The organism is Vreelandella sp. 162(4c) (assembly GCF_058152265.1).
In genome coordinates this window covers 4,510,627-4,536,321 of sequence record NZ_CM176981.1, presented here as the reverse complement: position 1 = coordinate 4,536,321, position 25,695 = coordinate 4,510,627, and the positions used below count along the sequence as shown (strand labels likewise).

General features: G+C 53.6%; 25 protein-coding genes and 3 tRNA genes. 7 read left to right on the top strand and 21 right to left on the bottom strand.

Annotated elements, in window-relative coordinates:
• Window positions 1-14: 14 nt before the first annotated feature.
• The 12 genes from rloA3 to hemH all read right to left on the bottom strand — a co-directional run bounded on the left by rloA3 (window position 15) and on the right by hemH (window position 11,037).
• Window positions 15-584 carry a retropepsin-like aspartic peptidase RloA3 gene (rloA3, locus tag AC4EYZ_RS20915; protein WP_051052079.1) on the bottom strand — a complete coding sequence of 190 codons (570 nt, stop codon included), beginning with the start codon at window positions 582-584 and terminating at the stop codon, window positions 15-17.
• 41 nt (window positions 585-625) lie between these two features.
• Window positions 626-1,894 (bottom strand): lytic murein transglycosylase, encoded by a 1,269-nt coding sequence (locus AC4EYZ_RS20910; RefSeq protein WP_009287673.1) that lies wholly within the window; start codon window positions 1,892-1,894, stop codon window positions 626-628.
• An 86-nt stretch (window positions 1,895-1,980) separates the two neighbouring features.
• Window positions 1,981-3,426, bottom strand: a complete 1,446-nt coding sequence (locus tag AC4EYZ_RS20905; RefSeq protein WP_474191475.1) for a DASH family cryptochrome — start codon at window positions 3,424-3,426, stop codon at window positions 1,981-1,983.
• Between the two features lie 63 nt (window positions 3,427-3,489).
• Window positions 3,490-3,624 carry a DUF2256 domain-containing protein gene (locus AC4EYZ_RS20900; RefSeq protein ID WP_083868814.1) on the bottom strand — a complete coding sequence of 45 codons (135 nt, stop codon included), beginning with the start codon at window positions 3,622-3,624 and terminating at the stop codon, window positions 3,490-3,492.
• 224 nt (window positions 3,625-3,848) lie between these two features.
• Window positions 3,849-4,253, bottom strand: a complete 405-nt coding sequence (gene mnhG, locus AC4EYZ_RS20895; RefSeq protein WP_007113321.1) for a monovalent cation/H(+) antiporter subunit G — start codon at window positions 4,251-4,253, stop codon at window positions 3,849-3,851.
• Window positions 4,246-4,515 carry an MrpF/PhaF family protein gene (locus AC4EYZ_RS20890; RefSeq protein ID WP_022522735.1) on the bottom strand — a complete coding sequence of 90 codons (270 nt, stop codon included), beginning with the start codon at window positions 4,513-4,515 and terminating at the stop codon, window positions 4,246-4,248. Before AC4EYZ_RS20890 ends, mnhG begins: the two co-directional genes overlap by 8 nt.
• Window positions 4,515-4,988 carry a Na+/H+ antiporter subunit E gene (locus tag AC4EYZ_RS20885; RefSeq protein ID WP_022522734.1) on the bottom strand — a complete coding sequence of 158 codons (474 nt, stop codon included), beginning with the start codon at window positions 4,986-4,988 and terminating at the stop codon, window positions 4,515-4,517. Before AC4EYZ_RS20885 ends, AC4EYZ_RS20890 begins: the two co-directional genes overlap by 1 nt.
• Complete coding sequence (locus tag AC4EYZ_RS20880; RefSeq protein WP_009287671.1) at window positions 4,985-6,589, bottom strand: Na+/H+ antiporter subunit D; 1,605 nt, start codon at window positions 6,587-6,589, stop codon at window positions 4,985-4,987. The genes AC4EYZ_RS20885 and AC4EYZ_RS20880 overlap by 4 nt, the downstream gene beginning before the upstream one ends.
• On the bottom strand, window positions 6,586-6,933 hold the full coding sequence (locus AC4EYZ_RS20875) for a Na+/H+ antiporter subunit C (RefSeq protein WP_022522732.1): 348 nt from the start codon (window positions 6,931-6,933) through the stop codon (window positions 6,586-6,588). Before AC4EYZ_RS20875 ends, AC4EYZ_RS20880 begins: the two co-directional genes overlap by 4 nt.
• Before the next feature lie 18 nt (window positions 6,934-6,951).
• Window positions 6,952-7,383: a Na+/H+ antiporter subunit B gene (locus AC4EYZ_RS20870; protein WP_022522731.1), complete on the bottom strand. Its 432-nt coding sequence runs from the start codon at window positions 7,381-7,383 to the stop codon at window positions 6,952-6,954.
• Window positions 7,376-9,715, bottom strand: a complete 2,340-nt coding sequence (locus AC4EYZ_RS20865; RefSeq protein ID WP_474191477.1) for a putative monovalent cation/H+ antiporter subunit A — start codon at window positions 9,713-9,715, stop codon at window positions 7,376-7,378. Before AC4EYZ_RS20865 ends, AC4EYZ_RS20870 begins: the two co-directional genes overlap by 8 nt.
• A 230-nt stretch (window positions 9,716-9,945) precedes the next feature.
• The gene (gene hemH / locus AC4EYZ_RS20860) at window positions 9,946-11,037 is read right to left on the bottom strand and encodes a ferrochelatase (RefSeq protein WP_474191474.1); all 1,092 of its coding nucleotides are present in this window, start codon (window positions 11,035-11,037) and stop codon (window positions 9,946-9,948) included.
• 130 nt (window positions 11,038-11,167) lie between these two features.
• Between hemH and AC4EYZ_RS20855 the strand changes: the two genes are divergently transcribed.
• Together AC4EYZ_RS20855 and AC4EYZ_RS20850 are read left to right on the top strand one after the other, a co-directional pair.
• The gene (locus AC4EYZ_RS20855; protein ID WP_474191473.1) at window positions 11,168-12,757 is read left to right on the top strand and encodes a cryptochrome/photolyase family protein; all 1,590 of its coding nucleotides are present in this window, start codon (window positions 11,168-11,170) and stop codon (window positions 12,755-12,757) included.
• Window positions 12,754-13,152, top strand: coding sequence for a thiol-disulfide oxidoreductase DCC family protein (locus tag AC4EYZ_RS20850; RefSeq protein WP_161462963.1), 399 nt, complete (start codon window positions 12,754-12,756; stop codon window positions 13,150-13,152). The genes AC4EYZ_RS20855 and AC4EYZ_RS20850 overlap by 4 nt, the downstream gene beginning before the upstream one ends.
• 15 nt (window positions 13,153-13,167) lie before the next feature.
• Here AC4EYZ_RS20850 and AC4EYZ_RS20845 read toward each other — a convergent pair whose 3' ends face one another.
• The 9 genes from AC4EYZ_RS20845 to rnr all read right to left on the bottom strand — a co-directional run bounded on the left by AC4EYZ_RS20845 (window position 13,168) and on the right by rnr (window position 21,129).
• Complete coding sequence (locus AC4EYZ_RS20845; RefSeq protein ID WP_027960145.1) at window positions 13,168-13,470, bottom strand: DUF6482 family protein; 303 nt, start codon at window positions 13,468-13,470, stop codon at window positions 13,168-13,170.
• A 197-nt stretch (window positions 13,471-13,667) separates the two neighbouring features.
• Window positions 13,668-13,961, bottom strand: a complete 294-nt coding sequence (locus tag AC4EYZ_RS20840; RefSeq protein ID WP_022522725.1) for a hypothetical protein — start codon at window positions 13,959-13,961, stop codon at window positions 13,668-13,670.
• A gap of 107 nt (window positions 13,962-14,068) precedes the next feature.
• Window positions 14,069-15,457 carry a replicative DNA helicase gene (gene dnaB, locus AC4EYZ_RS20835; RefSeq protein WP_009287667.1) on the bottom strand — a complete coding sequence of 463 codons (1,389 nt, stop codon included), beginning with the start codon at window positions 15,455-15,457 and terminating at the stop codon, window positions 14,069-14,071.
• A 276-nt stretch (window positions 15,458-15,733) separates the two neighbouring features.
• Window positions 15,734-16,180: a 50S ribosomal protein L9 gene (gene rplI, locus AC4EYZ_RS20830; RefSeq protein WP_022522724.1), complete on the bottom strand. Its 447-nt coding sequence runs from the start codon at window positions 16,178-16,180 to the stop codon at window positions 15,734-15,736.
• A 15-nt stretch (window positions 16,181-16,195) separates the two neighbouring features.
• Complete coding sequence (locus AC4EYZ_RS20825; RefSeq protein ID WP_027960144.1) at window positions 16,196-17,047, bottom strand: hypothetical protein; 852 nt, start codon at window positions 17,045-17,047, stop codon at window positions 16,196-16,198.
• A 12-nt stretch (window positions 17,048-17,059) separates the two neighbouring features.
• Window positions 17,060-17,287, bottom strand: coding sequence for a 30S ribosomal protein S18 (gene rpsR, locus AC4EYZ_RS20820; protein ID WP_008958980.1), 228 nt, complete (start codon window positions 17,285-17,287; stop codon window positions 17,060-17,062).
• A 33-nt stretch (window positions 17,288-17,320) separates the two neighbouring features.
• On the bottom strand, window positions 17,321-17,695 hold the full coding sequence (gene rpsF, locus AC4EYZ_RS20815) for a 30S ribosomal protein S6 (protein WP_490203999.1): 375 nt from the start codon (window positions 17,693-17,695) through the stop codon (window positions 17,321-17,323).
• Between the two features lie 219 nt (window positions 17,696-17,914).
• The gene (gene rlmB, locus AC4EYZ_RS20810) at window positions 17,915-18,700 is read right to left on the bottom strand and encodes a 23S rRNA (guanosine(2251)-2'-O)-methyltransferase RlmB (protein ID WP_009287665.1); all 786 of its coding nucleotides are present in this window, start codon (window positions 18,698-18,700) and stop codon (window positions 17,915-17,917) included.
• 2 nt (window positions 18,701-18,702) lie between these two features.
• Window positions 18,703-21,129, bottom strand: coding sequence for a ribonuclease R (rnr, locus tag AC4EYZ_RS20805; RefSeq protein WP_490203998.1), 2,427 nt, complete (start codon window positions 21,127-21,129; stop codon window positions 18,703-18,705).
• A 249-nt stretch (window positions 21,130-21,378) separates the two neighbouring features.
• Between rnr and AC4EYZ_RS20800 the strand changes: the two genes are divergently transcribed.
• The 5 genes from AC4EYZ_RS20800 (at window position 21,379) to AC4EYZ_RS20780 (ending at window position 25,632) form a co-directional block, all read left to right on the top strand.
• Window positions 21,379-21,465, top strand: a tRNA-Leu gene (locus tag AC4EYZ_RS20800).
• Window positions 21,466-21,525: 60 nt separating this feature from the next.
• A tRNA-Leu gene (locus AC4EYZ_RS20795) sits at window positions 21,526-21,612 on the top strand.
• Between the two features lie 45 nt (window positions 21,613-21,657).
• Window positions 21,658-21,744 (top strand) — tRNA-Leu (locus tag AC4EYZ_RS20790).
• Window positions 21,745-22,060: 316 nt separating this feature from the next.
• A complete protein-coding gene (locus tag AC4EYZ_RS20785) occupies window positions 22,061-23,611 on the top strand; it encodes a BCCT family transporter (RefSeq protein WP_490203997.1) in 1,551 nt (516 codons plus the stop codon).
• Window positions 23,608-25,632, top strand: coding sequence for a CocE/NonD family hydrolase (locus AC4EYZ_RS20780; protein ID WP_474192954.1), 2,025 nt, complete (start codon window positions 23,608-23,610; stop codon window positions 25,630-25,632). Before AC4EYZ_RS20785 ends, AC4EYZ_RS20780 begins: the two co-directional genes overlap by 4 nt.
• The last annotated feature ends 63 nt before the right edge of the window (window positions 25,633-25,695 follow it).

The window sequence follows — 25,695 nt, the reverse complement described above, 5'->3', positions numbered from 1 at the left end:
TATCGACAGGCAAGTTAGGACTGTTCATCTTCTGGGTCGTGGGGCACAACGGTGGCGTTTTCCCCACACTCGGGCTCCTGCAAGAAGGTTTCACGCACATCCAGCAAGCCAAGGTGGCTAATGGTACGACGACCGAGCAGCAGCGGATAGTTCATTTCTTCACGGTCACGTAGACTAAACTGCTCTTCGTAAATGGTGTCGCCCATACATACTTCCAACAACACCACGGGACGCTCGTCGCGGCCGCCTGCTCCGCGAACAGCCAATTCTCGATAAAGCGGCCGCTCAATTTGGTCGCTGAATACGTCTCCGCTTCCTTGATCTTCAAGCTTCAAACGAAAGCGCACCCACTCCTCGTCATCCTGCTCGAACATCTCTATATCGCGAGCGTCTAATGAAGAGGTTAATGCTCCGCTATCGAGCTTGGCTTTTACCTCGATATCCCAGGGTTGCAGGGTGGCTTTTTCAACCCAGCCGAATACCTGGTCATCATCTGCCATCGCCATGGAAGCAGACAGACCAGAACCTAACAACACGGCACCTAACATCACTCTGTTAAAAAACATCTTACCTATCAACTGCATAACATCATCCTTGGAAATTAGAAGCACCCTTTTAACACTGCTTACTGCGAACGCTGGCGTAGCTGTTCAAGTAGCTCCTGGGTCGCAAACCCATCCGGTATTAACCCTTGATCACGCTGAAAGTTCCGCAAACCTTGCCGGGTGTTGGGCCCCATAATGCCGTCCGCGCCGCCTACAGAGTATCCTACCCGGTTCAATGCGCGCTGAAGTTCTTGAACATTGTCACGGGTAAGTGGCGCTTGATCCCGGGGCCAGCTGTGCTGAATGCCCTCGCGTCCAGCGATCGCATCGCCTAAAGTCGCAACGGCCAGTGCATAACTGGTGGCATTGTTATAGCGTAAAATCGCACGGAAATTAGCACCTACCAAAAATGCAGGGCCATTAGCGCCAGCGGGTACCACGATAGCGGCGCTATCGAAGTTCGGCAATTCGCCCTGCTGCGCCTGTACGCCTTGGTTGCGCCACTCGGCACTGCTGCGGCGTTCGGTCTGGGCGTAATCAAACCCTTCGGGCAGGCGTACCTCAATACCCCAGGGTTGACCGGTTTGCCATCCGGCTCGGTCAAGATAGTTGGCCGTTGATGCCATGACATCGGGGATGCTGTCCCAAATATCGCGCCGACCGTCACCGTCGCCATCGACGGCATAGGCTTCGAAGCTACTGGGAATAAACTGAGTATGTCCCATCGCCCCAGCCCAGGAGCCCTTCATGTCTTCAGCAGCGATATCACCTTGATCAATAATCCGTAACGCCGCGAGCAGCTCACCTCGAGCAAAGTCACGGCGTCGACCATCGTAAGCCAGCGTGGCCAGGGACTCCAACGTCGAAAAATCGCCAAAATTACTGCCATAGTTACTTTCGATGCCCCAAATGGCGACGATTATTTCTGCTGGCACCCCATAGCGCTGCTCCATTTGCTGAGCAGTGTCACGGTGATCAGCCAGCTTTTCTTGACCGTTAGTAATACGCGTGGATGAAACCGCGGTATCCAGATACTCCCAAATAGGGCGAACAAATTCGGGCTGGTAGCCGTCGAGTTCAATCACACGCTCACGATAACGAACGCCATCCAGGGCGTTGCTTAATGTGGCTTCGCTGACCCCTTGGCCTGCAGCGTACTGGCGAAAATCTCGAAGCCACTGCTGAAAATTAGCATAGCTAACCTCAGAAGCAGCCTGGGTATCGACTTCTGACATTAGCTGAGGGTTAGCGACCGCTACGCTTGACGCGAAAGGAGCGCTTAGCGCTGCGACTATGGAAACACACAAAAGAGGGCTGCAGCGCCGCCCAATAGAGAAATTACCAGACATTATATCGATCCTTAGGCAGTCCTTGGCATATCTGGAATGATGGCCTAGAAAAGAGGTAGATACTAGGGTCTGGCCGAAGGTGATAATTACTTTATAACGCTCTCCACGGCGGACGACTCAGCTAAAGTGCCTACTTCACAGCGAGGAATTAGCCATCGCTCCCACTGCTCGGGCACAACGCAGGGAGCATCAAACCTCAAGGGGTCTGCACGCCACGGCTGATGGCGCTCCAGGCCATTGGGCAGTGTTTCGAGCTGCTCCAGCCAGTGAGCAACATAGAGCCCCTGGGGATCGTAATGGCCCGCCTGTTTGAGCACATTAAAGTAACGATCTTGGCGAGGATCGCGCCCAACACCAGCAATATAGCGCCAATTGCCCCAGTTGCTGGCCACGTCATAATCAATCAGGCAGTGCTCGAACCATAACGCCCCCAAACGCCAATCTACCTTTAAGTCTTTAACTAAAAAGCTGGCCACGTTTTGCCGGGCACGATTGGATAGCCAGCCAGTGTGGCGAAGCTCCAGCATAGCGGCATCCACAAACGGCAACCCCGTGGTGCCGTTACGCCAGGCATCGAAAGCGGCACACGGCTGGTCAGTCTGGCGTGAGCCAAACATTTTCGTCCCTTCCAACTGAGCGGCACGGATAAAATACTCCCGCCAGAGCAGTTCGAAGCTAATCCAGTAGCTTGACTCATTACTGCCGTTTTCCGCTTCCCATGCTTTCACAGCCTCATAGACTTGACGAGCTGACAGGCAACCTCGCGCCAGCCAGGGTGAAACGCGGGTTGAAAAATTAGCCCCCAATAGCCCGTTGCGGGTTTTCTTGTAGGTTTCACCGCCCTGTTGACGCCACAAGTAATCCTTCAGACGCCCATGAGCCGCTGACTCTCCTCCCCTATAAGCGTAACCTTGGCGAGGATCGGGCTGCCAGGTAGCGCTCTGCTCACAGACGGCTTTTAGCGGCGGAAATCCCCTTGCCGCCTCGGGCCAAGGGGGCAACGTTATTGGAGCGCAGCGGCTGGCAGGCACAGCACATTCGCTCTCCACACTGCGCCTAAAGGCAGAAAAACTCCCAGGCAGCGCTTCCCGCTCAAAAGGCAGCGCCTTTCGATCAATGAGTAGCCCACTCTCTATGCAATTGAGGGCAGTTTGACTAGGCAGGCCTTGCTCAACCGCCTGAATATGCGCGAATTCCTCAACCCCTGCATGGTCAGCAACACGCACCTCTCGTGCGTTTAGCTTTGACGCCAACTCAATCACCACATCACTAGGCTTGCCAATGCGCACCAGCAGATCGCTGCCACGCTTTAGGAGCTCACCACGCAACTCCATTAAGCTTTGCCATAAAAAGCGCAACCGCGCAGGCCCAATACGCGGCGTTGATTCGCCGTCAAATAATGGCAAGAACCATCGCTCATCTAACACGTAGATACACATCAGATAACTAGGAGGAGAGGCAAAGTGTAAAAGAGGATTATCAGCAATACGCAGGTCGTCTTGCAGCCAGACAATATCAATCGTGCTGTACATGCTTGTGCCTCCTAGGGGTACATTCCTGCCCAGAACTTGGTGCTATCACCGTGGCTTGCTTGGCTACTTGGCACTACGACGGCACCGCTCACTGCAGTAGCGCACCTCGTCCCAGCAGCGCGCCCATTTTTTCCGCCAGAGAAACGGTCGCTGGCATTGAGCACAGTCTTTCTGTGGCAGGTGTTGTTTGCGTCGCATGGTCACGTTTAATCACATTTCTGCGGGGCATGGGGTAAAACATGAACGCATTATCTTATACAGTACAATTATTGTACATGGTTTTTATTGTACATTATTTGTTAAGGGCGAACTAATTACTCGTGTCTTAATACACCCCATCTCCAGACGCAAAAAAACCACCCGAAGGTGGCTTAGCAGCGGTTATTCAATGGCTACTACGCTGTGGTTTGCTCTAGTCAAGCCTAGTCAGGGTCAGTCTCGCGGGGTTGGCGCTTGGCGTTTTCCTGGGTTTCCAGGCCGCTTTTAAGCTCATGGGTTAAGGGATCATAGTTCGGGCGCAACTCATCCTTTACGGTACCGCTCCACAGCTTCGAGCCAACAAAGTACCCGGCACGGCCAATCACGTGGGCCGCCACGGGGGCGGTCATCAGGATAAACACGATGATGGCAAATGAGCGGGCCACGATCCCCACTTCAGCAAAGTGCATGGCCGCTGCCAACATAATTAAGATAACGCCTAACGCCGCGGCCTTGGTAGTGGCATGCATGCGGGTTAACAAATCGGGCAACCGCAGCAATCCGACTGAGGCAAGCAGTATAAATAGTGCACCACCAATGATTAACGCGCCCTTTATGAAATCAATCATCCCTTGGGCCTCCCCTTTCCAAAAAGCGCGCAAACGCAATTGCCGCTAAGAACCCCATTAATGCGATCACAATGGCGGCATCCAGAAAGCTAGCCACGTCAGACTTGATGGCATAAACCCCGACCAATCCCACCACGGTGGTAGAAAAAAGCTCTAACGCCACCACCCGATCAGGCAAACTCGGCCCGCGCACTACACGCACAAAAGTAAAGATAAGCGCCAGGCTCATGATGACTTGGCTTATTAAAATGACGGTATCCATTAGCGAAATAGCTCCAAAGCCCGGTGCTCCATCTCTTTTAAGTTGCGCCGTAGCTCCTCTTCATTGTCTAAAAACATCGCGTGGATATACAAGACTTTACGGTCATCTGATACATCCAGGCTCAACGTTCCTGGTGTCAATGAAATCAGATTGGCTACCAGAGTAATTTCCATTTCGGTACGCGCGGAAAGCGGCATCGCAATGACCCCAGGCTTCATATGCCAAGGGGGGGTGACAATATCAAAAGCGACACGCAAGTTGGCTTGAACAAGTTCTTTTAGAAAAAAACCAATAAAGCCGATAAAACGCGGTACTCGCGCAGGATAGCCTTTTAGGGAATCAAGCTGAGGTTCGATGAGTATCAGCGTAATGTAGCCAAATATTAGCCCGACAAGGAGGTTTAAGCCGCTAAAATCACCGCTTAACAGTACCCAAGCAAGGCCTAGCAGTAGGTTCCAAATGGCTCCGGTCATCGCGCTGTCTCCCCGGCGTCCGCCTCAGGTTGATCTTCTGCCGCCCCCGTTGGCTGCAGCAGAACATCGTCTGCACTGGCTGAAGCACCCAATACGGCTTCGATGTACCCCGAAGGTTCAAACAGTTGATCACCAATACCCATCATCACCCACATAATAGGTTCTGCAAGCACACCAATGAGCAGAGAAAATAACGCCAACACCATAACGGGCGAATACATCATCCACAGGCTAGGCTTTAACAGACGACCGTCGTCACCAGTTGGCGTGGCAGTCGCAGGCACGTCGTTATCTTCGGGTAACGACTTCCAAAACACTTCATTCCAAATTTTCACCATGGAATAAAGCGTCATCAATCCCACCGCCAGTGCAATGCCGGTCACCACATAGGCTTCAACTTCCAGGCCTGCACGCACAATCACGAATTTGGCAAAAAAGCCTGACAGCGGCGGCACCCCCGCCAGCGAGAATGCAGAAAGAAAGAACGCCACGGCAAGCCAAGGGCGATCTCGGTACAGCCCGCCCATTTTTTTAAGCTGGTAGGTTCCCTGCAAACGGTGGGTGATACCACTGATCAAGAAGAGATTGGTCTTCACCACCATGTTATGCACGATGGCAAACACGCCACCGGCGATCGCCAAAGGTGTGTAAAGAGCTAAGCCTAAGATCATATAGCCAATCTGGCTGACGATATGAAACGACAAGATTCGCCTAAACTCATGCTGGGCGGCGGCACCGAGCACGCCTGTTACCATAGTGAAGGCAGCACCCCAGAGCATAATCTCCTGGAGATAGCCCATGGTTTGATCGAACATCAGGGTAAAGACACGGAACATCGCATACACCCCCACCTTGGTGAGCAACCCGGCAAACAGCGCCGAAACAGCGACCGGTGGGGTGTGATACGAGGCTGGCAGCCAGAAAAATAGCGGAAAGGCGGCGGCTTTGATGCCGAAGGCCACCATAAACATGACCGCCAGCACTTCCACCATACCGGTGTGCTCTGCCTCATCCATGCGCAACGCAATGTCGGCCATGTTGAGTGTACCCACCATGCCATAGAGTAGCCCCACCGCGGTCAGGAAGATGACCGATGCCAACAGGTTCAAGGTGACGTACTTAATCGCCCCTTCCATCTGCGCGCGTTCTCCCCCCAGAATCAGCAGCGCAAAAGAGGCCACCAGCATTACCTCAAACCATACATAGAGGTTAAAGATATCGCCGGTTAAGAAGGCCCCCATCACCCCGGCGAGCAGCAGGTGCATTAACGGATAGTAGCCAAATTTTTCGTGGCCGCGGCCAGTGGTGGCCAGCGAGTAAACACCCATTGCCAAACCGATAATAGCCGTCATTAACACCATCACCGCACTTAACAGATCGGCTATTAAGGTAATCCCGAAGGGAGCTGGCCAGCTACCCATTTGCATGGTGACATAGCCATCTGACAACGTAGATACAAACAGCCACAGGCTAACCATGAGTAGCGCAACATTACCTGCCACCGCCAAAAAGCGCTGCATGGGGCGCGCGCGCCAAAACAACAAGGAGACTGCCCCGGTTAGCAGGGGCAAGAGGACGGGAAGAGCAACTTCAGGCCTCACGTATCAGTATCCTTCATCTTATCGAGATCATCAGCCTTAACGACTTCGTAGGCGCGTCGAATCAATACCACGGCAAAGGCAAGCACCCCAAAGGCAATCACAATGGCCGTCAGCACAACCGCTTGGGGTAAGGGGTCGGCTACCCCGCTGGGCGGCAGCATCATCCCCTCAGGGATAAGCGGAGGTGCTCCACGGGTCATGCCCGCCGTGGTAAAAATCAGTAAATTGGCGGCATTAGAGAGCAGCATCAGACCAATCACCAGTTTGACGATAGAACGACGCAACATCATAAAAATAGCCGTCGCATACAGCAGGCCAATCGCCACTGCCATTAATGGTTCCATGCTGTGCCTCCTGTTAACTCAAGGTTCATCCTTGTCGACCTCCATAAGCGTCATCACCATGCCGGTGACCGAACCCAGCACAGCAAAATAGACGCCTACATCGAAAATCAGCGGCGTGGAAGCTTTAAAGTCGATAACCGGGATAGTCCACCACTGGGCTGTCAGAAATGGCTGCCCCATAAACCAGGCAGGCACTACCGAGATCATTCCCAGCAATAGCCCAACCCCAATCAGGTCTCGGGGGTCGACCATGCGCAGCACTTCTTTGGTGGCACTTACACCAAAGGCAAACAGATACAGCGTAAACGCCCCTGCCGCTACCAAGCCGGCAATAAATCCTCCGCCCGGCTCGTCATGCCCTCGCAGCAATAGGAAAATAGAAAACATCAGTTGCAGCGGCATTAAAAACCGTGCGGCGGTATTAAGAATAATCGTGCCTGACTTAACCATCGTAAGGCTCCTTGGCAGCTACTTTACTGCTGTCGGTGGTTTTGGTGTTATTGCGTAGCTTTAACATGGCGATCACGCCGATGGCGGCAAGCGCTAACACGAACATCTCACCTAAGGTATCCAGGGCACGGTAGTCGACCAAAATGACGTTAACGATGTTGCGGCCATACGCCAAAGGCGCGCTGTTCTCAATCATGTAGGTCGAAATGGGCTCAAACTGTTGAATGCTCCAGGAGGTCATAATCAGTAGGCAGATCAAGATACCCACCATAGCGGCCACCACGCCGTCGCGTATGCGCTCCAAGCTGGTGGAAAGATTCGAGAAGCGTGGCAGGCGAAACAGCACCAGTACCAGCAAAATAACCGTTAAGGTCTCTACCAGCAGTTGGGTAATCGCTAAATCTGGCGCACTGAACAGAACAAAAATCAATGCAATGGAAAAACCCATGATGCCCACGGAAACCACTGCCCCCAGCCGCGATCGAGAAATGGTCGCAAACAGTGCCCCCATCACCATAGTGCCAGCCACGACTACCTCGTGAAAACGCACATCCAGGTCAACGGCAAACACAGGCGAATGGCGTAATAGAATTGAATTACCGATCAGTGCAATAAGCGTCGCTAACATCACTAAAATGTAGTTACGCATATAGCCGTTTTGGAGCAGCCGAGTTTGCCACTCTGAGAAGTGCACAATGCCATTCATCATGCTTTCATACCCAGCCTCGGGGCCATGGCGCATCACCGGTGCCAATACAGAGAGCTTGCCACGCACGCTGTCCCAACGCCTAAACAGCAAAAAGCCTAAACCAAGGCTAACGATCGACATTATCAACGCGACGTTAATGCCATACCAAAGCGACAGCGCCACTTCTACTGTTTGCCCGGATATAGCAGTGGCGGTTGCCGTTAACAACGCATCAGCACCCAGCACAGCGGGCATCAAGCCTAACAGGAGCGACCCTAGTGCGAGCAGCGCGGGCCCAAGCAGCATACCAGGCGGGGCTTCATGTGGCTCAAGCGGGGTTTGGTGACGCTTACCGTAAAAAGGACGTAGCGCCACAATGAAAGCAACGGCGATAGTTAAAATAGAGGCCAGAAAGGCGAACAGCACCAGCAGTGTTCGGAAGCTATCGGCGCCGAGAACTGATTCAAGCATCAGTTCTTTACCGATAAAACCGAGTAGCGGCGGCACACCGGCAAGCGAAAGCGCAGCCACCAACGCAATGGTGGCAGTCAGCGGCATCACTGAGCGTAACCCGCCCATCTGGGTGACATCTTTCGTGCCGGTTTCATGATCAAGAATACCGGCGACCATAAACAGCGCCCCTTTATAGAGAGAGTGCGCCAAAAGAAATGTAACAAACGCGGTCATCGCGTACTCGGTACCGATGCCCAATAGCATCGTCAGCGTGCCCAGCGCCATAATAGTCGAGTAAGCGAGCAGCTTTTTGATATTGGTGTGATGAATCGCTAAAAACGCACCCACCAGCATAGTGGTCGCGCCGACCACGGAAAGAACGCCAACCCACATCGCAGTGCCGCCCAGCTCCGGGTGTAAGCGCGCCAGCAGATAAATACCCGCTTTCACCATGGTGGCCGAGTGCAGGTAAGCCGAAACCGGAGTCGGCGCGGCCATGGCGTTGGGTAACCAAAAGTGAAACGGAAACTGAGCCGATTTGGTGAAGGCCCCCAGTAGTAAACAGATCAACATAGGCGTGTAGAGTGCATGTTCACGCAGGTCAGCCTCCTGATCGAGAATCTCCGCCAGCGACCAGCTACCGCTGGCAATCCCTAGCAGCACCAGCCCAGCCATTAATGCTAATCCGCCCGCCACAGTAACGAATAAGCCCTGCCGCGCTGATTTTCGCGCATTGATATCAGCGTGGTTAAAACCAATCAGCAAATAGGAGGTAATGCTGGTCAATTCCCAAAAAACGAATAGCGTTAATAGGCCATCAGCCAATACCAGCCCCAGCATCGACACCATGAAGGCGACCAAGGCGATGTGAAATCGGGCAATATCAGGGTGATCTTTAAGGTAGCCGCCGGCATATACCAGCACGCAGGCCCCCATAACGGTAATCAATAGCCCAAAGAGCAACGATAGACCGTCCAACAGGAAGGTAAGGCTGATTCCCAGAGAAGGCACCCACTGCCACTCTAAAAGCAGGCTACCGTTCTCAATGACCTCAGGGGCTTGAAGTGCCAACCACGCCGCCAATCCGGCAGGAAATAGGGCCAGTACTAGGCTGGTACGCTGACCGAACCAGTGGTTTAACATGGGCGATAGCGCCGCCAGTACGAAACCCATTAACACGGCAAATTGTATCAAGCGAAACCTCCTGAAAAACGAAAGGCTCACCACCAAGACAGCCGCTAGCGGTTAGACACCTTACTTTGCCAATGATATGCCAGCGTTGAATAATAGTGATTCTAAAGTTGTACACCATATAACAGGCAGTTTTGACTGACCAGTCAAACGCTTAAACGCAAACAGCCGCACAGCGATTAATTTCGCAGGGCGGCTGCTATTAGCTTTCAGTTATGACGAGTAGCTAGCTAAACGCTAGGGTTTGGGGTCGATAGCCATCCTGCTAATTCATTATTGATGACGGCTAACAGAGCCTCAATATGGTCATCGCGATCATTCAGGCAAGGTATATAGCTGAACGTTTCGCCACCCGCTTCCATAAAGCTATCGCGGATCTCCTCTTCGATCTCTTCCAAGGTTTCAACACAGTCGGAAGAGAAGGCAGGCGACATAATCGCAATGTGTTTATGCCCCTGCTGGGCGAGTTCGGCCACATGCTTAACGGTTTGCGGGCCGACCCATTTCTCGGGACCAAACTGCGACTGGAAAGCGGTATCCACTTCCTCTTTGCTAAAACCAAGTTTCTCACGGAGCAGGCGCGTCGTTTTCTGGCACTGACAGTGGTAAGGATCCCCCTCCATCAGGTAGCGCTCGGGAACGCCATGGTAGCTGGCAACCAACTTGGTCGGCCGGGTCGAGAGACCGTCGTAGGCTTCTTGCACCGAGTTGGCCAACGCCTGAACGTAGGCAGGATGTTCAAAATAAGCGGGCACCGTACGTATATAAGGCTGCCACTTCATCTTCATCAGGGTGCGAAACGCCTGATCATTCGCCGTCGCCGTGGTGGGCGAACCGTATTGAGGATAGAGCGGAAAAAACACGATTCGCTCGCAACCCTTCTCTTTTAATCGCGTCAGCACGCTTTCCGTCGAGGGGTTACCATAGCGCATGCAGAAATCGACTTCGACGTCATCACCGTAAAGCGCTTTTAATCGAGCGGTCATCTTCTCGGTCTGAGCACGCGTTGTGGTCAGCAGCGGGCTTTCGTTTTTCTCGTTATTCCAGATCCCCCGGTAGGCCTTGCCCGATGAGAAGGGACGCTTGGTCAAAATAATCAGTTGTAGCAACGGTTGCCATTTCCAACCGGCATAGTCAACCACGCGCTTATCAGAAAGAAACTCATTGAGGTAACGACGCATTGACCAGTAGTCGGTGGCATCCGGGGTTCCCAGGTTTGCCAGCACAACACCCACCTTGGCTCGCGCTACCGGTGGATGATCGCTGGGTGCATGGGCCAAGCGGCCCTCGCCCGGCTGATCCTTGACGACATTCTCGGTCATTACTCATGCTCCTGAAAAATAACGATGGTACTCAGTACATCTATCAATTAATTAAATCCTATCACTTTTCGGCAAAGTGGCGGTATAAAGTTATACTATCGGCATCATTTGTATAATTACAGGCTAACTCATGTCCAAGCCTTTGCTTTTGGTGCTCGGCGACCAGCTCTCGTTTTCACTCACAACGCTGCAAGACGCGCCCGCCAATGCCGTGGTTGCCCTGTGCGAAGTTGGCGAGGAAGCGCGCTATGTTCCCCATCATATCCATAAAATTGGCTTCTTTTTGGCTGCCATGCGTCACTTTGCCCAGGCACTGCGCGAAAAAGGCTTTCAAGTGCACTACAGCGCGCTGGATGATGCAGATAATTGCCACTCCCTTATTGAGGAAGCCGAACGCATCGCGCAACAGTACGGCTGCAATGAGATACGCGTTGCCCGACCTGGCGAATGGCGGCTATGGGAGACGATGCAGCAGCGCGAAAACGCAACGATTCCGTGGCGACTACTTGAGGATGAGCGCTTTTTCACCACACCCGATGACTTTAGCCAATGGGCAAGCGGACGCAAACAGCTGCGCCTTGAGTACTTTTACCGAGAACAGCGCAAACGTACCGGGTACTTGATGGAGGGCGACGAGCCCGTTGGCGGCAAATGGAATTTTGACCACGACAATCGCCAGCCTATCAAAGCCAAACTGGATTTCCCTGAGCTACCTCAACATCGTCAGGATGCGATCACCCAAGAAGCGCTAAACGATGCCAAGCGCCATTTTGGCGACCATATGGGGTCTCTGGATAATTTCAACCTGCCAGTCACTCGTCGACAAGCGTTGGTGGATTTACACCATTTTATAGACCATGGATTGGCTGATTTTGGCCGCTATCAAGATGCAATCAGTGACTCTGCACCTTATTTGTATCACTCGCGCCTCTCAGCTGCGATGAACATCGGCCTGCTGTCGCCCCATGAAGTCTGCGAAGCCGCCGAGCAGCGTTACTATGGCGGTGACGTGTCGATCAACGCCGTGGAAGGGTTTATCCGCCAAATTCTTGGCTGGCGTGAGTATGTGCGAGGGCTCTACTGGACGCAGATGCCCAGCTACAAAGGGTCTAATCAGCTAGGTTTTGAGCGCGACCTGCCAGCGTTTTACTGGGACGCGGATACCGATATGCGCTGCTTGCAGCGCGCTATTCAGATGACCATCGACAATAGCTACGCCCACCATATTCAACGACTGATGGTGACAGGCAATTTCGCCTTACTATGCGGAGTTAAACCTGAGGCGCTATGCGACTGGTACTTAGCGGTTTATGCAGATGCCAGTGAGTGGGTAGAGCTGCCTAACACCCTAGGGATGGTGCTCCATGCCGACGGCGGCTTAATGGGCTCAAAGCCCTACTGTGCGTCGGGCAAGTATATCGACAAAATGTCCGACCATTGTCAGCACTGCCGTTACTCACCCAAGCAGGTCACGGGGCCAAAAGCCTGCCCTTTCAACAGCCTTTACTGGCACTTTCTCGAAACCAACGCTGAGCGTCTGAGTAAGACCCCTCGCATGAAGCTGATTTACGGCTCCCTCAACCGCATGGCCGACGAGAAGCGCGAGGCTATCCGCCAACAGGCTGAGCACTTTTTGGATCAATTGGAAACATCGCCTGGCTACGGGCAGCCCTGCCACACAGCAGGTTATTCGGCCAATACCAACCAGGAGTCACCATGAGCCGCTACACGCCACTACATGCTGCACCGCCAGTTACGCTATTTCACGATGGTCACTGCCCCTTTTGCCAACAGGAAGTCGCGTGGCTGGAAAAGCATCGCCATCGGGAACACATCGCGCTGATAGATATTCAGGCCCGTGATTTTAACGCTCAGGCGTATGGGCAAGAATTTAACGCCATGATGGGCCAGTTGCACCTGCGTGATAGTCAAGGGAGATGGTACATCGGCATGGATGCCAGCCGTGCCCTCTATGCAGTGTTGGGCTATCGGCGGCTGGTGAGGTTTTCGTGCTTACCGGGAGTACACGGCATAATGAATGCCGGTTACCGATTTTTTGCCCGTCGCCGAATTCGGCTTGGGCAGTGGTGGGAAAAGCGTCAGGCTAAACGTTGATGGGTGAGAGCAGCGTTAAAAAACAAGCGGCATACGCGATGTGAGCGGCTCACTATAGTGCGCGTCGCGGCCTATCACTTCATCGTGGGGCACATGCTGTACCAGGTAAGCGCGATGAATCCCGGCGCGCTTGAGATCCATATAGGCATCATCTAGCGAGCGAAACAGCATTGGCTTGGTACGCTGCGTCAGCATATGACGCTCGCCTTCAACGTCTTCCAGCTCAACCTGATAAAAACGGCTGCCCGAATGGGTAATCACGCGAATTTCAAAATTGTCGTGATTGGCGACAAACTGCTTAAGATCCTTAAGTTCCATGGTTCCCTCCTATTATTTGGCTATTTCATACGTTATGTCAGACGGCATGTCATCAGGGCACAGCATGACTGTACCCCATGACACTTCTGTTGCCCCGTCATTGCAATGTAATGACAACAAGCAATAACTAGACATTAATAGCTAGGAGGTCAATAGTGCAAGAGAGTTCCTGACCGGAAGGTCAAGATATCAATTGATTATTGATATTCAGAGGGGTCGATCGCTTTGCCAAGCGAATTGCGGTCAATCCAGTTGCCGCCTTTAGTCTCTTTGTAGCGGAACACGACCTTATCTCCCACCGTCACAGGCAGCTCACCATCTTCAGTCTGGTAACTATACTTCTCGCCTGCGACCACTAAATGGTAGCGATAAAGATCCGGCATACCTAGCCACTCTTTAAAAGGGCCTTCGCGCTCTATCGCCTCTAGCTCACCGCGACCTTCTAACTTAGGAAGACGCTGCCGGTTACCGCGCCGAAATCCACCTGCCATTTGCTGCTCCCGTTTTTACATATCGTGGGTGAGGCATTATACGAACTCGCCCCCCATCCTCAAGCTACTTATCACTAGCCTGTCATCACAAACCAGTCATCATTAACTTAGTCGCCGAACGCTTGGCCGTAACTATCCGGAGCCAAATCCTCAAAGCGGGTATATTTGCCGATAAAGGCCATATGCACCGTGCCGATAGGACCATTACGCTGCTTACCGATAATTAACTCAGCAATCCCCTGATTGTCGGGATTATCTGGATTATAGACCTCATCGCGATAAACGAAGGCAATGACGTCGGCATCCTGCTCGATCGCACCAGATTCCCTCAGATCCGACATAACCGGGCGTTTGTTGGGGCGCTGCTCCAAGGAGCGGTTCAACTGAGAAAGAGCCACCACAGGGCAGTTAAACTCTTTCGCCAACCCCTTCAAGGAGCGCGAAATCTCGGAAATCTCACCGGTGCGGTTTTCGCTAAAGCCAGGGATCTGCATCAACTGAAGATAATCGATCATGACCAGTGCGATATTGCCATGTTCACGCACCACACGGCGCAACCTTGAGCGCATTTCGTTAGGCGACAAGGCCGCGGTGTCGTCGATAAACAGCTGTTTGTCTTTGAGCAGATTAACCGCTGAGGTTAAACGCGGCCAATCCTCGTCCTCCAGTTGCCCGGTACGCACACGGGTTTGATCGATTCGGCCCAGGGAAGACAGCATCCTCAGCATGAGCGACTCTGCGGGCATCTCCATGGAGAACACCATGACTGGCTTGTCGCTGGAAATCACCGCATGTTCAACCAGGTTCATAGCGAAGGTCGTTTTACCCATCGAGGGTCGACCGGCGATGACCACCATATCGGATGGCTGCAACCCGGTGGTCATTTCATCCAGATCACGAAAACCAGTGGAAAGCCCGGTCATTTCACCTTTCAGATTAAACAGCTCATCAATACGATCCACCGCCTTGGTCAATAGATCGCTCATGCCAATGGGGCCGCCCGTTTTGGGGCGCTCCTCGGCAATCTGGAACACTAACCGCTCGGCTTCGTTAAGCAATTCATCAGCCGGGCGCCCCTGGGGAGTAAAGGCACTATCGGCAATTTGATTAGCCGCACGGATCAGCTTGCGCAGCGTTGCCCGCTCACGCACGATATCAGCATAGGCGCGAATATTACTGGCAGAGGGCGTGTTACGAGCAAGCTCTGCCAAAAACGCCAGGCCGCCTACGGTATCCAAGTGATCACGCGCTTCCAGCGCTTCAGAAAGCGTCACCACATCCAGCGGCTGACCGGCTTCAGCCAGATGAATCATCACGTTGAACACCAAACGGTGCTCATAGCGGTAGAAGTCATCAGCGACCAACCGCTCTGAAACGTTATCCCAGGCCTGGTTGTCTAGCATGAGCCCGCCTAGTACCGACTGCTCCGCCTCTAATGAATGCGGCGGCAGTTTTAGCGCTGCCGTTTCTGTATCAGCAGAAGGCTGGTCCTGCATAGCGAGCTCCTTTAAACACTACTGCGTAGCCGGTGAAGATGCTTATCTTAGCCGCATGCGGTGCGACTACCAACATGATCAAGGCGTTGTCTTAAAATACCCAGCGGGGGATGGGCTGGATAGTTTTGGCAACGCCCAAAAAATAGCGAATATCCAGAACTAGCGGATACCCGGAAAAACAAAAGGCGCGGGAGAAACCCCGCGCCTTTTGAGGCAGCTGTATTAGCTGCCGTTAGTAACGACTTTACGTCGTTACTAACTTAACTACTCGCTCAATTACTCTGCAACTACCACTACGCGTACAACGGCATCCACTTCAGCGTGCAAGTGAAGAGTGATGTCGTATTCGCCAGTTTGACGAATTGGGCCATTTGGCATGCGGACTTCGCTTTTGGCAATATCGATGCCAGCAGAGGAAATCGCGTCGGCCAGGTCACGCGGACCAATAGAACCAAACAGCTTGCCTTCATCGCCTGCTTTGGAAACCAAAGACAGTTCGATGTCGTTTAGCTGCTCAGCGCGCGCTTCGGCTTCTGCCTTACGCTCAGCGGCTTGCGCTTCGAGCTCAGCACGCTGTGCTTCAAACGCTTCGATGTTGTCTTTGGTGGCCGGTACGGCTAAGCCGTAAGGCACCAAGTAGTTACGACCATAACCAGGCTTCACGGTGACCTTGTCACCCAGGCCGCCCAGCTTACCAATGTTGTCGAGCAGAATGACTTCCATCTCGTAAACCTCTTGTCAGTTGCTGCGGGCAAGGCGTGCGCGAACGTTCGCGAATGTATCAATCAGCCCCAACAGCAGCACAATGAGAATCGTGGGCCAGGTCGTGATCAGTAGCACATAAAATGCTACCAGCCACAGCCCGTTCATCCCCTTTATTCCAATAAACCCGTGCACTAACGCAACGCCAGCTACCAACAGCGGAATCCAACCAAGCATCGCCAGCGCATGAGCGCCTAGCAGCATACCTATCACCCCAATGACGACCAGCACGGCCAGTTCTTTAGGGGTCAAGCGCAGTGCGTGAAACTCTTCGCGAAAGCCACCTGGGTTGTACAACCCAGCTTGCCAACTCCGCGCAAGTGCCAAGCACACTATGGCTGCCAACAGCACCACAAGCCCGGTTACTCCACCCACCACCAGTGCGGCAATGGTTTGAGTATCGTAGCCTTGATTGGCAAATTCCGTGAGCATGCGATCCACTTCTTCTGAACCTTCTCGCAACTGCTCAAGCATTAGCTCAGTGCCACCTGGCGGACTGAAGATGCCGAGTTGAACCATGACAGAGGCGACCAACGTCCCCACAATCAAGGTTTCTCCCCAACGCATCCTCTCGCGCAGGATAACGGCCATCAGCGTAACCAGCAGTATGCTAGCAAGCGGAATCACATCACCCTGAGCCCACCACCAACCGGCTGGTAGTGCTGCGGCGATGATGACCGGTAGCGCAGGGGCAAAACCTCTGCGCAGCGTCATCAACGCAGCGATGGCTGCTCCTAACCAGAACAGCCAAGGCACTAGCGTTGCCAAGGCCGCCCCGCCTGCAGCGTAAGGCGTGCCCCGCATTAGCCATCGGGCTAGTGCCAGCATCACGTTAAACGCTTACTGGTGGCTATCGGAGTAGGGCAGCAGTGCCAGATAACGCGAACGCTTGATAGCGGTCGCCAACTGACGCTGATAGCGTGCTTTGGTGCCGGTAATACGGCTTGGAACGATCTTGCCGGTTTCGGTGATGTAAGCCTTCAGCGTGTCCAGATCTTTGTAATCGATCTGCTTGATGCCTTCAGCGGTGAAGCGGCAAAACTTACGGCGACGGAAAAAACGTGCCATGGACTAGCTCCTTAAAACGTGCAGTGAATAAAATCAGGCAGTTTCTTCTTCAGCGCGCGGTTTTTCTTCGCGACGCGGACGTTTTTCTTCTGCCGGTTTCATCATCGGGGAAGCTTCAGTAACAGCTTCTTTGCAGCGAACAACCAGGCTGCGGATAATGGCGTCGTTGTAACGGAAGATGTTCTCGATCTCGTCGAGAGTCTCGCCGCTACATTCAACGTTCATCAGCACGTAGTGGGCTTTGTGGATCTTGTTGATCGGGTAAGCCAAGTGACGACGGCCCCAATCTTCTAGACGATGCACAGTGCCGCTGTTTTCGGTAACGATGCTGGTGTAGCGCTCGACCATTGCCGGCACCTGCTCGCTTTGATCCGGGTGGACCATAAACACGATTTCGTAATGACGCATGGGATCTCCTTGCGGTTTGACAGCTTCCTTTGTGTGCCATTGCTTAACGCAATAAACGACGACAGGGAAGCAAGGAGTTAACTGAAGTGCTCCGCCACCGCGCTAGGCGGCCACAGGGGCATCAAACAGAACTTTTCATTTCAGCAAAAGCTAATACTTCAACGACAGCTAACACCCGCTTGCAGACAAACGGGCGCGTGTATCTTAGTAGCACGGCGGTTAACTTGCAAGCTGGCGCTGACGGACAGCCTCGAACAGGCAAATACCAGTAGCCACCGAGACATTAAGGCTAGAGACCTCCCCCGCCATGGGAAGCTTGGCAAGATTATCGCAGGCTTCGCGAGTCAAGCGCCGCATGCCCTTGCCTTCCGCCCCCATCACCAGCGCGGTGGGGCCGGTCATATCAATGTCAAAAACGCTGGCCTCAGCTTCACCAGCCGTACCGGTTATCCAGACACCGGCATCTTTTAGCTTGGCCAGGGTGCGAGCCAAGTTAGTCACTTGATAAACCGGCACCACTTCGGCGGCGCCACAAGCGACTTTACGCACCGTTGCATTGAGCGGTGCGGCTTTATCTTTCGCCACAATCACGCCGTGGGCACCGGCGGCATCCGCGCTACGCAGGCAGGCACCAAAGTTATGCACATCCGTCACGCCATCCAAAATCAGCAACAGCGGTGGTGTATTCGAGGGCCAGGCGCGTAGCTTAAGCCAGAGCGACTCTTCACCTTCAGGAGTTAACGGCGGACAAAACGCCACCACTCCCTGATGAGCCGCCCCCTGGGTTAGCTGATCAAGCAAATCCCGGGGCTGCTCTTTTACTCGAGCACCATGCGCCTGGGCCTGGGTAATCAGCTCTTTTAAGCGGCTCCCTGCCCCCTGCTGCACCCAAAGCTCTCGGGGCGCTTCGCCTCTGTCTAACAAGCTTTGCAATGCATGAACGCCATATACCTGATCCAAACCATCAGGGGTCTTGGGGCCCCGCCGTGAAGACGCCGACTTCATACTCAGCCCTTATTCGGTGATGGTTTGCGTGGGCCATTTCGCGTACGGCGTGGGCCGCGACGCGTAGCGGGCTTCTCGCCATTGGACTTCTTATCCCCAGCGGCTTTGCCACTATCACCTTTAACACCAGCGCCTTTAGCACCCTCTTCCCCGCCGCGGCTCTTACGCGGCTGGCGGCGTGGGCGCGGCTTTTCATCACCCAGCCCAAAGTCAATCTTACGATCGTCCATATCGACACGCGCCACTTGGACGGTAAGACCATCGCCCAAGCGGTAGGTCGTGCCGGTACGCTCACCTTTCAAGCGGTGCTTCTCAGCTTCGTAGTGGTAATAGTCCGATGGCAGCGACGTTACGTGAACCAAGCCTTCCACGTAGAACTCATCAAGACGCACAAACAGACCAAACTGAGTGACGGAGGCGATGGTACCTTCGAACATCTCGCCGAGCTTGTCGGACATAAACTCGCACTTCAGCCAGCTCTCTACATCACGAGTGGCCTCGTCGGCACGGCGCTCAGTCATTGAGCAGTGTTCACCCAGTTCAAGCATCTGCTCGAAGGTATACGGACACCACTTGCTGGGCGGCTCAACCGGCGCACCTTCTACGCGCAACACCGTGTTGGTCTGGCGCGGACCGCGGATCACCGAACGAATAGCGCGGTGTACCAGCAGGTCGGGATAGCGGCGAATCGGCGAGGTAAAGTGGGCGTAGGCTTGGTAGGCCAAGCCAAAGTGGCCTTCGTTTTGCGGTGAGTAGACCGCCTGATTCATTGAGCGCAGCATGACCGTCTGAATGATATCGAAGTCAGGGCGGTCGGCAATCGTTTCACGCAGTGCCTGGTAGTCCTGCGGAGTGGGCATATCACCGCCGCCGACAGCAAGACCTAACTCATTCAAGAACAGACGCAGCTTATCAAGCCGCTCCGGCGTCGGGCGCTCATGGATACGGTAAAGCGCTGGCAAATCATGCTTATCCAGGAAGCGCGCAGTCGCCACGTTGGCCGCCAGCATGCACTCTTCAATTAACTTGTGAGCATTGTTACGGCTACGTGGAACGATTTTTTCGATTTTGCGCTCATCGTTAAAGATGATTGCTGTTTCAGTGGTGTCAAAATCGATCGCACCACGCTCGGCACGCGCTTCGCGCAACAAGTAGTAAAGCTCTTCCAGATTTTTCAGCGGCTTAACTAGCTCGCTGTGCTCTGCCCTTAGCGCCTCACCGTCTTCGCTCTTATCGTCGAGAATCGCGGCCACCTTGTTATAGGTCAGGCGAGCGTGGGAGTTCATGACGGCTTCGTAGAAGCGGTAGCGGCTAATCGCACCGGTTTGCGAAATATTCATCTCGCACACCAGCACCAGCCGATCCACGTGTGGGTTCAGCGAACAGAGTCCGTTGGACAGCAGTTCCGGTAGCATGGGAACCACTTGACCAGGGAAGTAGACCGAGTTGCCCCGTGTGCGGCCTTCGTCGTCCAACGGCGTGCCTGGGCGTACATAGTGGGAAACGTCCGCGATGGCGACGAGCAGTTTCCAACTACCGGATTTGGTTTTCCAAGCACACACAGCATCATCGAAGTCTTTGGCAGACTCATCGTCAATGGTAACCAGCGGCACGTCACGCAGGTCAACTCGGTGCTGCTTATCCTCTTCCAACACTTCAGCTGAAATGCCGGCGATCTGGTCGAGCACTTCAGGCGGGAATTCTGCAGGAATATCGTAACTGCGAATCGCAATATCAATTTCCATACCGGGATCCATACGCTCACCCAGCACTTCGATTACCTCACCTACCGGCTGTACACGGGTGGCCGGCTGCTGAACGATTTTGGCCGAGATCACCTGGCCATCTTTCGCGCCACCGCAGGCGCTATGAGGAATAATCACTTCCTGAGTGATACGCGGATTTTCCGGTATTAGAATGCCAAACTCAGGCGTATTACTACGGTAAACGCCGACGATAGTTTGCGTGTTGCGTGCAATCACATCGGCAATGGTCGCCTCATCACGACCACGGCGATCGCGTCCGCTAATGCGCGCCAGCACGTGGTCACCGTGAAAAACACGGCGCATTTGGCGCGGGGGCAATACCAGGTCTGGCTTTTTGCCATCATCGCGCAGCAGAAAACCAAAGCCGTCTCGGTGCCCCAGCACCTTGCCTTTGACCAGATCGAGCTTGTCGATCAGCGCATAGGCGCCTCGCCGGTCACGCAGCACCTGACCGTCGCGTTCCATCGCCGCCAAGCGGCGCCTGACGGCTTCTATAAGTTCTTCGTCTTCCAGCCCCAGCATGCGGCTCATATTTTCGTGAGTGATCGGCTTGCCATAGCTTTCTAAGGCTGCAAGCAAATACTCCCGGCTTGGCGCTGGGTTGCCATATTTATGCGCCTCGCGCTCGGCGTGCGGATCATCACTTAACGTCCAATACTTCATGCGATCAACATCCTTGATGGCGTCATTTGCGAGAGGCATAAAAAAGGCGCAAACGCGTTGCGTTGCGGGCTAGATATTTCAACGCTTGATAGGCTGAAATGAATAGGGTTTTGTTTAGTCATAGGCGCAGTATAGCGCTGCACGTTCAATCACCCAACCGTCTTAGACGTTGTTTATACAATTTGCGTTATAAAAAGCACGTTAGGGGTCTTGCATTTAACCATCACCCCGGTATTATACGCGCCACTTGCCCAGATGGCGGAATTGGTAGACGCGCTAGCTTCAGGTGCTAGTGTCCGTATGGACGTGGAGGTTCAAGTCCTCTTCTGGGCACCAAACTGCTTTTATGCTATCTATTGGTAGTAAGCAGTACGGTGTTAGGCAAGGTTTGTGTTCGCCCAGGTGGCGGAATTGGTAGACGCGCTAGCTTCAGGTGCTAGTGTCTGTATGGACGTGGAGGTTCAAGTCCTCTCCTGGGCACCATACGAACACAAACGGTAAGTAGTTAATCCAAGCGTTAGATGATGCGCCCAGGTGGCGGAATTGGTAGACGCGCTAGCTTCAGGTGCTAGTGTCCGTATGGACGTGGAGGTTCAAGTCCTCTCCTGGGCACCATGACTTACATGGGCCAGTCCGCATCATCATAGTATCTTTAGATCTTCGCTACTCTCACTCCCCCCCTCTTATCTCCTATACATCCCTTTACCTCCACCGGATTTAAGTCGCCTCAAATCCTGGTTTCCTGATCGCGCATATCTTAGATTTTAACTCCAAGCGTTTGCTGTCTTTAACGACCGGCTAATCTATCGGCGGCCCATGCATTCAGCGCATACCCCCATTCCGAGTCTTCGCTTTATGTCAGGATTGGAATGGCGTTAGGTTGTTATGCCATGAAATTCATGCATAGCAATAACGATAAAGGGAAAACGGTATGCCGATGAAATCGCTGCGACCGTTGGTCTTCTGGCCAACATTTCTTGTTCTATTTGCTGCAGTCATTGCCAGCTATATCAATTTAGAGGCCTTTCTAGCCGTTGCGAGTGGGCTAAATGAAGCAATCCTGAATAATTTTTCATGGCTATTCAGTCTAGGTAGCCTTTACCTTCTCATTATTGCGGTTATCGTTTATTTCTCTCCAATCGGCCATGTTCGCATTGGGGGTTCTTCCGCAAAGCCTCTTTTATCACCTTTACGCTGGTTCTCGATCACCCTTTGCACCACCTTGGCCGTCGGCGTTCTATTTTGGACCACCGCTGAACCGCTTTATCATTTCATGAGCCCTCCCAGCTCAAGTGGGCTGGAAGCTGGTTCAAGCGATGCCATGGTGTTTGCGATGTCGACCATGTTTTTACATTGGACGTTCACGCCTTACGCTATTTATGCCGTACCTGCATTGATCTTTGCCCTAGCGTTTTACAACCTGCGTCTTCGCTTCTCTATTTCCAGCATGTTGGAGCCACTTTTCGGCCCAGGAATCAGACGCTTTGCAGGACTTATTGATGCGGTTTCTCTCTACGCCCTGGTAGCCGGCATGGCCTCTTCGCTGGGCACAGGCGCCCTGACACTTGCGGGTGGCGTAGGCCAATACATGGGTGGCGAAACCAGCCCTCTACGGCTTGGCGTTATCGTTGCCATTATCGTGACCACGTTCGTTCTGTCCGCCGCCAGCGGGCTGCAAAAAGGCATTGCTCGATTTTCATCACTTAATGCTGTCCTGCTGCTTATTCTGGGTGTGTTCGCTTTCATCGCAGGCCCCACCATTTTTAGCCTGGCTCTCGGGGTAGAGTCGTTTGGTGTGTTCATCGATAACTTTTTCACTAAGAGTCTGTTTACCGGCACGGCGGGGGAAGATCAGTGGCCACAATGGTGGTCGATATTTTATTGGGCCGTTTGGTTCTCCTGGGCCCCCGTCGCCGCCCTGTTTCTCGGTAAGATATCCTGCGGCTACACCGTGCGGGAGTTTCTTCGCGTCAACCTACTGTACCCCGCGCTATTCGCCAGCGTCTGGATTCTAATCTTTTCTGGAACTGCGCTTTACTATCAGGCCCACACCGGGGTCGATCTTTACACAATCCTCAACGACCGCGGGGTGGAAAACGTTCTTTATGAGCTGTTCCAGCAGCTACCCCTTTCAGGGCTATGGATACCAGTGCTGCTGTTCATTGCGTATATCTCTTATGTGACGGCTGCCGACTCTCAAACCGATGCCATTGGCAATCTCTGCACCCGTGGGCTGACAGCTGATTCAGACCTCAATGCAGGTATTACCATGAAAGTAACCTGGGGGGTGATTGTCGGTATCGTCGCCTGGGTGATGGTGAGTTTTGTCGGCATTGATGGCGTCAAAATGCTGTCTAACCTGGGCGGACTTCCTGCACTTTTCATCGTGCTGATGGCAACCGGTTCGCTTTGGGTCTGGCTAAAAAATCCGGATCAACTTAGTCGTGTTCCAACACTCACCAGCAACAAGCGTGACTCATGATTATCAAGCAGGATTTTCCGCATCGCACCCGCGAAATAGACAACATTTGGATCCCACTGGCTGACGGTACCCGCTTAGCTGCACGCATCTGGTTACCGATTGACGCTGAAGCACACCCCGTTCCAGCCATCCTGGAATATCTCCCTTACCGAAAACGCGATGGCACCGCCATTCGCGATGAACTAACCCATCCCTACTTCGCTGGTCACGGCTATGCCTGCGTTCGAGTAGACATGCGTGGAAACGGCGAATCAGATGGCCTGATGGAAGATGAGTACGCCCCTCAAGAGCAGGCAGATGCCCTTGAAGTGATCGAGTGGATTGCCAGCCAGCCTTGGTGTAACGGCCAGCTCGGCATGATGGGAATATCCTGGGGTGGTTTTAACAGCCTGCAAGTAGCCGCCCTGCGCCCTGACCCGCTCAAAGCCATCATCACGCTCTGCTCAACCGATGACCGCTACGCTGATGATATTCATTACAAGGGCGGCAATATGTTGCTGGAGAACCTAGGCTGGGCGGCCACTATGCTAAGTTTTTCTGCGGCGGTGCCAGACCCCGCACTGGTTGGCGACAAATGGCGCGATATGTGGATGTCTCGCCTCGATAATATGCCGCTGCTAGCTGAAACCTGGCTCTCTCACCAGCATCGCGATGAGTATTGGAAGCATGGCTCTATCTGCGAGGAGTATGCCGACATTGAAGCGGCCGTTTACATGATAAGCGGCTGGGGCGACTCCTATATCAATACGATCCCTAGAATGATGGAGCATCTTCAATGCCCGAAAAAAGCGCTGCTGGGCCCTTGGATGCACAAGTATCCACACTTTGCGCTGCCTGATCCGGCGATTGGCTTTCTACAAGAAGCGCTGCGCTGGTGGGATTACTGGCTCAAAGGTATTGAGACCGGCGTAATGGACGAACCTACCTGCACCTTTTACCTTCAGGATGGCGTTCCGCCTGCTCCGAAGTATAAGGAGCGGCCGGGACAGTGGGTTCGCACTCATGGCTGGCCAGCCCCGGACGACGAGAGTGAATCCATTACCCTAACCATGGGTGACCATGGCCTTTTACCCAGCACCCGCCTCAGCCAGGATCAACTGATTGCATCTCCGCTTACTACTGGCGCACTGCAGGGAGAGTACATTCCGCTCTGGTTTGGAGCCGACTTCCCACCCGACCAGCGCCGAGACGATGCGCTGTCACTGACATTTGACTCCGAACCTTATGCACATGGGCTCGATATCCTGGGGCAGCCTTGCGTTTCACTGACGCTGGCAAGTAGCGAGGCGTGCGGCCAACTGCACGCACGCCTATGCGACGTATCGCCTAGCGGTGAAAGTGCTTTGATCACCTACGGCACACTTAACCTAAACTTGCGCGACGACGCGGGCACAGTTACCCCTCCCATCCCTGGTGAACCCATGCAGGTAAGGCTTGCCATGGACCTTATTGGCTATCGGTTGCCCAAAGGCCACCGTTTGAGGGTTGCTCTCTCCAGCGCCAGCTTCCCGTTAGTGTGGTCGCCTAGAAAGCGCGCAGATCTGACCCTCAAGGCAGGTACGCCTAGCCTGGAGCTACCGCTATCCAAAGCGCCCTATATTTCCATGCCTTTCGAGCCGCCAGAAAGCGCCCCTCCCTGCCCTGTAAAGACACTGCGTACCGGCCATCCCAAGCGCACGATCAGCGAAGATGTGGGCAGCGGCGAAGTCAGCGTCATCATTGAAGATGACATGGGAGATATTCAGTTTCTTGAACACGGCTTGCAGGTTGAACAGTACGCCAAGGAGACTTACACCAGTCATCCTGACGACGCCAGCCGGACACGCGCAGATATCGAGTGGGTGTACCGTGCTCGCCGTGAAGGAGAGAAGAACAGCTTTGCCGTCACCGTATTTAGCCGCTACCACCTGCACTGTGATGAACACATGTTTTACCTGAATGCCGAGCAGCACGCTTATGAAGACGATAAGCTGGTGAGCGATAAATCATGGCAGCGAGAGATTCCTCGCACGGCCGTCTAGTCTCTGCAACCCGGCCGGGCGGCAGTCGCCGCTCGGCAATGGTATGCTTGAAATCACTGACTC